General features: G+C 63.6%; 11 protein-coding genes. 4 read left to right on the top strand and 7 right to left on the bottom strand.

The features are described from left to right. Positions 1-4: 4 nt before the first annotated feature. On the bottom strand, positions 5-262 hold the full coding sequence (locus tag PG900_RS13205) for an HPr family phosphocarrier protein (protein ID WP_005303128.1): 258 nt from the start codon (positions 260-262) through the stop codon (positions 5-7). Between the two features lie 442 nt (positions 263-704). After that, complete coding sequence (gene cysK, locus PG900_RS13200; RefSeq protein WP_011706833.1) at positions 705-1,673, bottom strand: cysteine synthase A; 969 nt, start codon at positions 1,671-1,673, stop codon at positions 705-707. Positions 1,674-1,840: 167 nt separating this feature from the next. On the opposite strand from cysK, the gene PG900_RS13195 reads away from it, so the two are divergent. The 3 genes from PG900_RS13195 to PG900_RS13185 are packed head-to-tail and all read left to right on the top strand — an operon-like array spanning position 1,841 to position 5,027. Next, complete coding sequence (locus PG900_RS13195; protein WP_266141110.1) at positions 1,841-2,683, top strand: AAA family ATPase; 843 nt, start codon at positions 1,841-1,843, stop codon at positions 2,681-2,683. 3 nt (positions 2,684-2,686) lie between these two features. Further along, positions 2,687-3,850, top strand: a complete 1,164-nt coding sequence (locus PG900_RS13190; protein WP_266141111.1) for a vWA domain-containing protein — start codon at positions 2,687-2,689, stop codon at positions 3,848-3,850. 55 nt (positions 3,851-3,905) lie between these two features. Further along, positions 3,906-5,027, top strand: coding sequence for a beta-ketoacyl-ACP synthase III (locus PG900_RS13185; RefSeq protein WP_270831591.1), 1,122 nt, complete (start codon positions 3,906-3,908; stop codon positions 5,025-5,027). A 62-nt stretch (positions 5,028-5,089) separates the two neighbouring features. Here PG900_RS13185 and tsaA read toward each other — a convergent pair whose 3' ends face one another. Next, on the bottom strand, positions 5,090-5,797 hold the full coding sequence (tsaA, locus tag PG900_RS13180; protein ID WP_270831590.1) for a tRNA (N6-threonylcarbamoyladenosine(37)-N6)-methyltransferase TrmO: 708 nt from the start codon (positions 5,795-5,797) through the stop codon (positions 5,090-5,092). A gap of 247 nt (positions 5,798-6,044) precedes the next feature. On the opposite strand from tsaA, the gene PG900_RS13175 reads away from it, so the two are divergent. Continuing rightward, on the top strand, positions 6,045-7,025 hold the full coding sequence (locus PG900_RS13175; RefSeq protein WP_270831589.1) for an NAD-dependent epimerase/dehydratase family protein: 981 nt from the start codon (positions 6,045-6,047) through the stop codon (positions 7,023-7,025). A 70-nt stretch (positions 7,026-7,095) separates the two neighbouring features. On the opposite strand, the gene PG900_RS13170 is transcribed toward PG900_RS13175, so the two are convergent. From PG900_RS13170 to cydD, 4 genes are all read right to left on the bottom strand, one after another. After that, the gene (locus tag PG900_RS13170; protein WP_206818447.1) at positions 7,096-7,488 is read right to left on the bottom strand and encodes a DUF488 domain-containing protein; all 393 of its coding nucleotides are present in this window, start codon (positions 7,486-7,488) and stop codon (positions 7,096-7,098) included. 22 nt (positions 7,489-7,510) lie between these two features. Further along, complete coding sequence (rcsF, locus tag PG900_RS13165; protein ID WP_010633326.1) at positions 7,511-7,882, bottom strand: Rcs stress response system protein RcsF; 372 nt, start codon at positions 7,880-7,882, stop codon at positions 7,511-7,513. Positions 7,883-8,135: 253 nt separating this feature from the next. Further along, positions 8,136-9,881, bottom strand: a complete 1,746-nt coding sequence (gene cydC, locus PG900_RS13160; RefSeq protein WP_270831588.1) for a heme ABC transporter ATP-binding protein/permease CydC — start codon at positions 9,879-9,881, stop codon at positions 8,136-8,138. Beyond that, complete coding sequence (gene cydD / locus PG900_RS13155; protein ID WP_270831587.1) at positions 9,874-11,643, bottom strand: heme ABC transporter permease/ATP-binding protein CydD; 1,770 nt, start codon at positions 11,641-11,643, stop codon at positions 9,874-9,876. Before cydD ends, cydC begins: the two co-directional genes overlap by 8 nt. Between the last annotated feature and the right edge of the window lie 180 nt (positions 11,644-11,823).

The raw sequence follows: 11,823 nt of genomic DNA, 5'->3' as shown, positions 1-11,823 counted from the left end.
TGGATTACTCCAGCTCGTCCATCAGGGCAACCAGCTTCTCAACGGCTTTCTGAGCGTCCGGGCCGTCGGCCTGGATGGTCACGTTGGTGCCTTTGGTCAGGCCCAGGGTCTGCAGCTTGAACAGGCTCTTGGCGCTGGCGGATTTGCCACCGGAGACCACAGTGATCTCGCTTTGGAATTCTTTGGCTTCTTTCACGAACTGAGCTGCCGGACGGGTGTGCAGGCCGTTTTCAGCAGTAATAACAACAGACTTCTCGTACATGGTTTCACCCCATATTATTGATATTTTTTGGTGTGAGGGATGCTTTTGACGCATCCTTCTCGCACCGTGTCAGTATGGATATGTTGTAAAGTAACGAAATCAGACCTGCAATGGTTTAATCCAGGTCAATTTTCTGTGCAGTATTCGGTGTCTGCCTCAACTCTTTTCCGTTATCACTCTACAAGCCGCGTCAATGCTGGCTTGAAATTATTTTATAACGAAAAATAACACTTTGTTACTTTGTGATACCTAGTCGGCAAACACCTCGTGACGCGGCACAGGATATGAGATTTATCACAGAATGTCTGCTTTTTTTGTCGCTGGGTTGCTTGTTATTTTACCCCGAAAAATAAGGGGTCGACTGGCGCTGCCAAGTGCTCAGTCTAGCTCATAAAGAAACGGCGCTCCTGAGAGCGCCGTTGTTTTGAAATAATCCGATCACTTATTGCTGCAGTTCCTGCTCGCTGAACACCCCGGCAAACAGGGCGCTGGAGAGGTAACGCTCGGCGGCGCTCGGCAGAATGACAACGATAGTCTTGTCAGCAAACTCCGGCAGTTCAGCGAGGCGAGCTGCGGCCACTACGGCGGCGCCTGAGCTGATCCCGGCCAGGATCCCTTCCTCTTCCATCAGGCGGCGAGCCATCTCGATGGCGTCATCGCTGTTCACCTGCTCGACGCGGTCCAGCAGGGTCAGGTCCAGGTTGCCCGGGATGAAGCCGGCACCGATCCCCTGGATCTTGTGGGGACCCGGTTTGATTTCAAGGCCGGCCAGACGCTGGCTGATCACCGGCGATTCGCTCGGCTCGACGGCGACGGAGACCACCGCCTTGCCCTTGGTCTGTTTCAGGTAACGGGAGACACCCGTGATGGTGCCGCCGGTGCCGACGCCGGCCACGAACACATCCACCTGACCGTCGGTGGCGTCCCAGATCTCGGGGCCTGTGGTCTTCTCGTGGATTTCCGGGTTGGCGGGGTTTTCAAACTGTTGCAGCAGCACGTATTTGCCCGGCTCAGACTCGAGGATCTCGTTGGCCTTGGCAATGGCGCCCTTCATGCCGAGCGGCCCTTCTGTCAGCACCAGGTTGGCGCCGAGTGCCTTGAGCAGCTTGCGGCGCTCCAGGCTCATGGTGGCCGGCATGGTCAATGTGATGGGATAGCCACGGGCGGCGGCCACGAAGGCCAGAGCAATACCCGTGTTACCGCTGGTGGGTTCGATGATCTCCTTGCCCTTGGTCAGGACGCCGCGTTTCTCGGCATCCCAGATCAGGTTGGCGCCGATACGGCACTTGACGCTGAAGCTCGGGTTACGGCTCTCAATCTTGGCCAGCACGCGGCCCTTGGTAACACGGTTGAGACGAACCAGCGGGGTGTGACCTATGGTCTGGCTGTTGTCCTCAAAAATTTTGCTCATGGTGCTATCCCTGTTTGTTACGGCGATGAAACAAGATTACCCTGTGGTTTCTGAATGAGAAGTGACGATTTGTTATAACAATATGTTATTACAAGATATAGAGCTTATTCTTTCTTATTGAGGCCTCGATCTCAAAAAGGTCTCTCATCGTCAAAGGAATGGACGTTATGGGATTTGCAGGAAGCGATCGCTATCTCGCCTCTGAATCGCTCAAGATGGCGGTCAATGCCGCCATCGTGCTGGAAAAACCCTTGCTTATCAAAGGGGAACCCGGCACAGGCAAGACCGAGCTGGCCGAAGCTGTGGCCCGCCATCTGGGTACCGAGCTGATTGCCTGGCACATCAAATCCACTACCAAGGCCCAGCAGGGGCTCTATGAGTACGATGCGGTGGCCAGGCTGCGCGACTCCCAGCTCGGCGACCCCAGGGTAGGGGAGATCAGCCACTACATCCGCCGGGGCAAGCTTTGGCAGGCGTTCACCGCCGACCAGCGCCCGGTGCTGCTCATCGATGAAATCGACAAGGCGGACATCGAGTTCCCCAACGATCTGCTGCAGGAGCTCGATCGGATGGAGTTCGATGTCTACGAGACCGGCGAGCGGGTCAAGGCGCGCCAGCGGCCGGTGGTCATCATCACCTCCAACAACGAGAAGGAGCTGCCGGACGCCTTCCTGCGCCGCTGCTTCTTCCACTACATCCGCTTCCCCGACAAGGCCGAGATGCAGGCCATCGTCAAGCTCCACTACCCCGACCTCAAGGAGAGTCTGCTTGGCGAGGCGATGGATCTCTTCTTCGAGTTGCGCGAGGTAGAGGGGCTGCGCAAGAAGCCGTCCACTTCTGAGCTGCTGGACTGGATCCGGCTGCTGTTGGCCGACGATATCGCCCCCGAGGTGATGCGTGCCCGTGAGCCCGGCAAGCTGGTGCCCGCCCTCTACGGCGCCCTGCTCAAGACCGAGCAGGACCTGCATCTCTTTGAGAAGCTTGCCTTTCTGGCCAGACGCGGCAGCTGACTCATGCTGATCGACTTTTTTACCCACCTGCGCCGCCACAAGCTCCCCTGCAGTCTGCGTGAACTGCTGGACTTGCACGCGGCGCTGGCAGCCCGGCTGGCCAGCCTCGACATGGACGAGTTCTACCAGCTCTCCCGCTGCCTGCTGGTGAAAGACGAGGCCCACTATGATCGCTTCGATCGCGCCTTCGCCGAGTATTACGAAGGGCTGGCCGCCATCCCCCTGTTGCCGGAGAGTCTGCCCGATGAGTGGTTGCGCCAGGAGTTCGAGCGGCTATTGAGCGCCGAGGAGAAGGCGTTGCTCACATCCCTCGGCGGGCTCGACCAGCTGCTGGCGACCCTCAACCAGCGGTTAAGCGAGCAGAAGGAGCGTCACGCCGGCGGCAACAAGTGGGTGGGGACCGGTGGCAGCAGCCCGTTTGGTCACGGCGGTTTTCACCCGGAAGGAGTGCGCATGGGGGGAGAGGGCCAGCATGGCAAGGCGGTCAAGGTGTGGGAGGCAAGGCATTACCGCAACTTCAGCGACGACTCGCCGCTCGGCCAGCGGGCCATCCAGCTGGCGCTGCGCAAGCTCAGACGCTGGGTGCGCAAGGGCAACCCCGACGAGCTGGATCTCGACGACACCATCCAGAGCACGGCCAGACAGGGCTGGCTCGATGTGAAGCTCAGACCCGAGCGCCACAACGGGGTCAAGTTGCTGGTCTTCTTCGACGTGGGGGGATCCATGGATGCCCACGTGGCCGAGGTGCAGCGCCTCTTCTCGGCCCTGCGCCACGAGTTCAAGCATCTGGAGTACTTCTATTTTCACAACTGTCTCTACGACTTCGTCTGGCAGGACAACGCCCGCCGGCACGAGGCGCGCTTCGATACCCTGCGCCTGCTGCGCACCTACGGCAGCGACTACAAGGTGATCCTGGTGGGGGATGCCACCATGGGCCCCTATGAGATCACCTGGCCCGGCGGCAGCGTCGAATACTGGAACGAGGAGGCGGGCCAGGTGTGGCTGGCCCGCCTGCAGCAGCACTTTCCCAAGCTGGTGTGGATCAACCCCACCCCGCGCCGGGAGTGGCTCTGGCACCCCTCCATCAAGCTGATGAATGAATTGATCGGCGGGCGCATGCACCCGTTGACCCTGGCGGGTCTGGCTGCGGCCATCGACCAGCTGTGACCCTCTCTACCCGAACAAACCAACAAGCCGGGAGTGAACCCGGCGAGGAGCAAAGATGACCTCTATCGTGATCAGTGGCTCAGGCCTCTATACCCCTCCCTTTGCCGTCAGCAATGAAGCGCTGGTGGCCGCCTTCAACCAGTACGTGGATCTCTACAACGAGGAGAACGCCTCCGCCATCGACGCCGGCCAGCTGCCCGCCAAGCAGCATTCGAGCAGCGACTTCATCGAGAAGGCCTCCGGCATCAAGAGCCGCTATCTGGTGAGCAAGGAGGGGGTGCTGGATCCCGACATCATGCAGCCGCTGCTGCCCGAGCGGCCCGATGACAAGCCCTCCATCATGGTGGAGATGGCGGTGGCCGCCGCCGAGCAGGCGCTGATCGCCGCCGGTCGCGAGCCCGGCGAGATCGATCTGGTCATCGTCGCCGCCTCCAACATGCCGCGCCCCTACCCGGCCCTCTCCATCGAGCTGCAGCACTATCTGGGGGCGAGCGGCATGGCATTTGACATGAACGTGGCCTGCTCCTCCGCCACCTTCGGCATCAAGACGGCGGCAGACATGCTGGCGGCTGGCAGCGCCAAACTGGCGCTGGTGGTCAATCCGGAGATCTGCTCTGGGCACCTCAACTTCCGCGATCGGGACAGCCACTTCATCTTCGGCGACGCCTGTACCGCCGTGCTGCTGGAGCGGGAAGCCGATTGCAAGGTGGCCAACCCCTGGCAACTGGTGGCCAGCAAGCTGGTGACCCAGTACTCCAACAACATCCGCAACAACTTCGGCTTCCTGAACCGACTCAGCCCACGTACCCGCTACGGCGATGACAAGCTGTTTCGCCAGCAGGGGCGCAAGGTGTTCAAGGAGGTGCTGCCGCTGGTGTGTGACCAGATTGCCGGCCAGCTCGACGAGCAGGGCTGGGCAGCAGACTCCCTGAGCCGGCTCTGGCTCCATCAGGCCAACCTCACCATGAACCAGTTCATTGCCCGCAAGCTGCTGGGCCACGATGCCAGCCAGCAGGAGGCGCCGGTCATTCTCGACAGCTATGGCAACACCAGCTCTGCGGGCTCCATCATTGCGTTCCACCTTCACAACGGCGACCTTCCCGCCGGGGCGCGCGGCGTACTCTGCTCGTTCGGCGCCGGTTACTCCATCGGCAGCCTGCTGCTCACCCGTTTGTAAGGGGGCCGAGCAGCGGCAAGCAACAAAAAACCACCCGAACGGGTGGTTTTTTTATGGCTGGCTCACAGGGCCGGCTCGATGGCGAGCACCAGACAACTGGGCTCGCTGATGCGAAAGCGCACGTTGCAGTCAAACAGCCTGACGCCGTACTCCTTGTCATCCGGCTTGCCCTTCTTGTAGGCGGGGCGCGGATCCTGGGCCAGCACTTCGCTCACCAGCAGGCGCAGCTCGGGGTGGGTCTTGAGCCAGGGTTGCAGCTGTTGCTCCGCCTCGGGGCTGAAACTCACCGCCAGCGGCGGGGTGGGGGCATCGGGGGCGAAACCGCCGCGGGCATCCGGCAGGCTGTCGGCATAGGGGATATAGGGCTTGATGTCGACGATGGGGGTGCCATCGAGCAGGTCCACCGCCCCCAGTTCGAGCCAGAGTTTGCCGCGCTCACGGCCGACCCCGTGCAGCTCGACCACCGAGAGGCCGAGCGGGTTGGGACGAAAGGTAGATCGGGTGGCAAATACCCCGACCCGCTCGTTGCCGCCCAGGCGCGGCGGGCGCACCGTCGGGTGCCAGCCCTGCGCCATGGTCTGGTGAAATACGAAGCTGAGCCAGAGGTGGGAGAACTGCTCGATGCCGCGCAGCACGTCCGGCTGATCGTAGGGGGGCTGCAGCTCGAGGCGGGCGCGGGCCGATTTGACCAGACCGGGCTGGCGGGGGATGGCGAACTTCTCCTTGTAGGGAGAGCGGATGATACCCAGGGTGTCGATTTCGAACTTCATGGCGGATCCTGACTGAAAACCCCGGCAATGTAGCACAGCGGCCCTCAAAACGCAGGCTTGCCCGCCGGCCGGTGGCTGCCTGCTTGCCGTGATCCCGCTCCCATCCCGGCCGCTTCGGGGCTGTATCGCGCCGCCAAGTTGCGTAGGGTGGGTGCAGGATGAGTGAACGGCGCGTCCGCCAGCAGGGCGGCTCGCTACAACCGGCGTGACCGCAGGAGAGGGGCCGCGCCGCACAGGAGAGACAGGGATGAAACTGCTGATCATCGGCGGCACCGGATTTCTGGGGCGCCATCTCACTGCGCTGGCGCTGGACTGGGGCCACGAGGTGACCTTGTTCAATCGCGGCCGTCGCCAGCACCCGGACTGGCGCGAGCTCACCCAGCTGCAGGGGGACCGGGATCAGGACCTGACCCCGCTGCATCGCTACCAGGGAAGCTGGGATCTGGCCATCGACACCTGCTGCTATCGCCCCGAACAGGCGGCGAGCCTCTCGGCCGCCCTGCTCGGGCGCTGTGAGCGGTTGATCTTCATCTCCACCATCAGCGTCTATCGCGACTTCGCCCAGCCCGGGCAGGACGAGTCGGCGCCGCTGCACGAGATTGCCGAGGGGGAGATGCCGGAAGAATACGGCCCCCTCAAGGTGCTGTGCGAGGCCACGTATCGGGCCCGTTGGGGCGAGCGACTCTGCGTTTTGCGCCCAGGTGTCTTGTGCGGCCCCCATGATCCCACCGGTCGGCTGGCCTGGTGGGTGAAGCGGGTGCAACAGGGCGGCCCCTGGCTGCTGCCGGGGCAGGGGGAAGACCGGCTGCAATATCTGGACGTGCGCGACTGCGCCGAGTTTGTGCTGCGGGCCGCCGAGCAGCAATTGAGCGGCATCTTCAATCTGCTCAAGCCCGGTATCGCACTGAACGACTGGGTTGATCGCCTGGCCGCCAGGCTGGCACCTGCGACCCCTATCGTGCCGGAGTGGGCGCCCTGGCCCGCGCTGCTGGCCGCCGGGGTGGAGCCCTGGCAGAGCTATCCGACCCTGCTGCCCAATGAGCAGCCCGAGTATGCCGGTTATGGCCGCATCAGCGCCGAGGCGGCCATCGTGCAGGGCCTCAACTTTCGGCCGCTGGAGGAGACGGTGGCGGATGTGGCTGAGTGGCTGGCCGGCGCGCCGGACGCCGCGGTGGCCGCCGGCATCAAGGCCGAGCAGGAGGCGCGGCTGCGTCAGCTTGTCCGCTAGAGGCCGGCAAGTGCCGCAGCAAAGCAAAAGGGCATCGAGAGATGCCCTTTTCTTTTTGGCGTGAGCGCAGTTACTCGGTGCGCATGGCGGCGCCGGCGGCGGTCAGCAGCTCGCGCAAGATGGCGCGATGACAGCGGGACTCCTGCTCGCAGTAGCAGCCCACCGACAGGTTGGTGGTGTGGGAGAGGGCGGCCAGCAGTGCCAGATCGTGCCTGGCGGCCGGAGTGGTCAGCTCGGCCTTGTACTGTTTGCAGAAGGCGCTCCACTGGGCTGGCGTCTCGGCAGCCTGGCCCAGCTTCATGGTGTCGTTGCTGGGGGCGAGATTGGGAAACCAGACGTCGTACCAATCCTGGCTGGCAAACTCGGTTTTGGGCACGCCGCGGGGTGGGCGGCGCACGGTGCCGATCCGCAGCCCCTCGTCGGGCAGGCGGGGCGTGCCGAGGCGAACGATGGCCAGTGCCATGCAGGCTCCTTGCAGTTGACGCTTATTTCTCGGTGGCGACTTTCAGCGCCTGGCCGTAGCAGATCACCTGCTTCAGGCAGCCCGGGGTGTCGCTGAATTCGGCACACTTGTCGAAGGTGACGCCGTTGCCGCCCATGTCGGCCACGCGGCGGCGGGCCAGAGTACGGGCCTCGCCAGCGTTGGGGATCGGCTGCTTGGCATCGCTCTGGCAGGACTCCCCTTCGACGGTGCCGAGGTAGAGGTAGTTGAGATCGGCCAGCTGGCCCTGTTCATAGATCTGAACGCTGCCCGGCTTGAAGTACTCGTCGAAGTTCTCTTTGTCCAGATTGCTGTTGAAGGCAAAGTCGGCGCAGCCGGAGGCAATCAGGGGCATCATCAGGATCAGGCGTTTCATCGTCTCGTATCTTGTGTCGGTGATGAGGACAGTAGCAAGGCGCAGGCGCTCCATGTCGGCATCTTGTGGAATAACGAAGGGGCCATTATAGGGGCCAGTCGACGGTGTCGACCAGCCCCATTTTTAGCCGTATGGACGGGGTGTGACCAGGATCCGGCGGTGTGTTGCCTGTGCAGCTTCACGCTGCCGGCAAAGATGACTGGCCTGGTGTCATGAGAGAGGGGGGCACCGGGCACCCCTCTCTCGTTGCTCATCAGACCGGCGCCAGCCGCTGATGCAGGCTGCGGTAGTAGTCATCCGCCAGCAGCGTCTGATGGGGGGCGCAGAGGCGGATCTGCCCCTCTTCCATCAGGGCGATCCGGTCCATCTGCTCCAGTCCCAGTAAACGGTGGGAGATGAGCAGCAGGGTGCGATCCGACCCCAGCTTGAACAACAGATCCATGATCTCCCGCTCGGTCTGGCTGTCGAGCCCCTCGGTCGGCTCATCCAGCAGCCAGAGCGGCGCGTCGTGCAGCAGGGCGCGGGCGATGCCGATGCGGCGGCGCTCGCCACCGGAGAGCGGCCGGCCGCCATCCCCCAGCCAGGCATCGAGCCCGCTGTCGCTGTGGCCGTTGTCATCTTCCAGCAGGTTGGCGAGGCCAACCTGGGTCAGCACCTGCACCAGCTGCTCGTCACTGGCATGGGGGGCGGCCAGCTTGAGGTTGCCGCGCAGGGTATCAGCAAACAGGTGCACCCGCTGGCTCACCACCGAGAGGGAGGCGCGCAGCGCCCCTTCGCTGTAGTCGGTGAGCGGCTTGCCATCGAGCAGGATCTTGCCGGCCTGCGGGTTCCATTCGCGGGTCAGCAGTCCCATCAGGGTCGATTTGCCGCAGCCGGTCTGGCCCAGCAGCGCCAGTTTTTCACCGGCCTGCAACTGCAGGGTGCAACCGCGCAGCACCGGCTGCGGGTTGCCTGGGTAGCTGAAGTAGAGGTCGCTTATCTGCAACGCCCCCTGTGGCGCGTGGCGCTGTTCGTGGCCCCACTCGGGGGCCTTGGCCTCCTGCAGGATCTCGTTGAGGCGGCGGGCCGAGGTGAGGCTGGTGGAGAGGTGCTGGAAGGCACCGGCCAGCGGCATCAGCGCCTCGAAGCTGGCCAGGGTGGCGAACACCATCAGCGCCGTGATGGGATCCGGCGCGGCGCCTGCTACCCCGTGACCGGCCAGCCACAGCATCAGGGTGAGGGTCCAGCCGCTCAGCAGTTGCACCGAGCAGTTGGCCAGCCCGCTCACCCGGGCCATGCGGGCCTGGGCCTGGATCAGCGCCTGTTCGGCCTGCTGCAGCTCCTCGCGCGCCCGGGGGGCGGCGGCAAACATCTGCAGCTCGGCCTGACCGTCCAGATAGTCCACCAGACGGGTACGCAGGTTGGATTTCTCGGCGATCAGCTGGCGGCCAGGCTGGCGGCCGAGGAAGTAGAACACCAGCGGCAGGGCCAGCATGCCGAACAGCAGGATGGCGCCCAGAATCAGTGCCAGGTCGGCATCGAACAGCGAGAGGAAGAACACCAGGCCGGCGCTGCTGAGCAGGGCCGCACCGATGGGGGTGACCAGTCGCAGGTAGACGTGGTCCATGGCGTCGATGTCGGCCACCAGCCGGTTGAGCAGGTCCGCTTGGCGAAAGCCCGCCAGGGTGCCGGTGGAGAGCGGCGAGAGCTTTTGCCAGAACCAGACCCGCAGCCGGGTCAGCACCCGGAAGGTGGCGTCGTGGCTCACCACCCGCTCACCCCAGCGGCCGGCGGTGCGGATGATGGAGAAGAAGCGTACCCCGCCAGCCGGCGTCATGTAGTTGAAGGTGTCGCGACTGGCGACCGCCATCCCCGCCACGGCGGCGGCGGAGAGGAACCAGCCGGAGAGCGACAGCAGTCCCATCCCGGCCACCAGGGTCACCAGGGCCAGCAGCAGGCCGAGGGAGAGGCTCAGCCAGTGCTGGCGATAGAGGCGCAGAAACGGCAAGAGATCAGTCATCGAGAGAACCCTCGTTACGTTGGGAGAGCAGGCGGGCGAACGGCCCCTGCGCGCTACTCAGTTGCTGGAAGCTGCCTTGCTCCACCAGCTTGCCACGCTCTAGTACCAGGATCTGGTCCATCTTGGTGAGCTGGTCGATGCGGTGGGTGATCATCAGCAGGGTCTGGCCCGCGGCGGCCTGTTCGAGCGTGGTCATGATGGCCCGCTCGGAGTGGCGATCCAGGCTGGCGGTCGGCTCATCCAGCACCATCAACTGGGTGGACTTGAGCAGGGTTCGGGCCAGGGCGAGGCGCTGGGCCTGGCCGACCGAGAGACCGCCGGCCTGATCCCCCACCGCATAGTCGAGCCCTTTCTCCATGGCAAACTCCCACGCCTGAGCTCGTTTCAGGGCCTCCTCCAGTTCGTTGTCACTGGCGGAGGGGTTGGCCAGCAACAGGTTGTCGCGCAGCGAGGCATGGAACAGCTGCGGGTTCTGAGAGAGCCAGCCCAGCTGCAGCCGCCACTGGCTCATGTCGAGGCTGGCCAGCTCCTGGCCGTTGACCTTGAGCTCGCCGCGATAGGGGGCAAAGCCGAGCAGGGCGTTGACAAGCGAGCTCTTGCCGGCGCCGCTGACACCGATGAGCGCCGTGCGTGAACCCGCCTCCAGGGTGAAGTCGATGGGGCCGACCAGCACCTTGCCTTCGGCACTCAGCACTTCAAGGTCTTTGGCTTCGGCCTTGATGGGGGTGTCGGCATGGAAAGGGGCGTTGCCAGAGGCGGGCTCGCTCACGTCGGCCTCGAGAAATTCCAGCAACTGCTCGGCCGCGCCTATGGCCTGCGCCTTGGCGTGGTAATGGGCACCCAGTTCCCGCAGCGGGGCATAGAACTCGGGGGCCAGAAACAGCACGAACAGGCCGGTAAAGAGGGTAACTTTGCTGCCATAGTGGCCGAAGTTCAGGTGATCGATATAGGAGAAGCCGAAGTAGACGGCCACCAGCGCCACCGAGAGGGCGGCGAAGAACTCCAGCACGGCGGTGCTGAGGAAGGCAAGGCGCAGCACCTCCATGGTGCGTTCGCGAAAATCTTCCGACGCATCGCGAATGGCATCCCCTTCCGCCTGGGTGCGCATGAACAGCTGCAAAGTGCGCAGCCCCTTCAGGCGATCGAGGAAGTGGCCGGAGAGACGGGCCAGCGCCTGGAAGTTGCGGCGGTTGGCATCGGCGGCACCGACCCCCACCAGGATCATGAAGAGGGGAATGAGGGGCGCCGTGCCCAGCAGGATCAGGCCTGCGGCCCAGTTGACCGGGAACACGGCCACCAGGATCACCACCGGAATGAACACGGCAATCGCCATCTGCGGCAGATAGCGGGAGAAGAAATCCTGCATGTTTTCAATCTGCTCCAGCAGCAGGCTGGCCCAGCTGCCGGCCGGTCGACGCTGGATGTAGGCTGGCCCCAGCCGGCCGAGGCGGGTGAGCACCAGCTCGCGGATGGTCTGGCGCACCGCGCTGCCGGCCTTGAAGCTGGCGACTTCACGGCCATAGGCCAGCACCGCCTTGCCGAGGGTGACCAGCAGCAGGGCGATGAAGAGGGGAATGGATTGCGCCGGCGTGGTGCCTTCGATGATGAAACCGTGCAGCAGGGTGGCCAGCAGCCAGGCCTGCGCCACCATCAGGATGCCCTGACCCAGGCCAAAGCCGATGGAGAGGCCGATCCAGCGCCGGCCGTGGCTCGATTGATTGCGCAACCAGCCATAGAGTCGTTTTTGCGTTTTTTTATCCATTACCACCATCCTCGCGTCGAGTGGCGCAAGACTATCCTCGCCCCCCAGGCTTGGCAACCTTGTAAATTCCGGCTTGTGAAAACGGTTGATTGAAAAAGCGGCGCGCTGCTCATTAGTTGGTCGAACAGATTGATTTACGGTAAAAAACCGTATCGAGGTGATTGCGCTCGGCGGCAAAAT

The sequence above is a fragment of the Aeromonas sp. QDB03 genome (assembly GCF_027707985.1).
GTDB lineage: Bacteria > Pseudomonadota > Gammaproteobacteria > Enterobacterales > Aeromonadaceae > Aeromonas > Aeromonas hydrophila.
The sequence above is the reverse complement of the archived record's forward strand: the minus strand, read 5'-3'. Positions and strand labels throughout refer to the sequence as shown.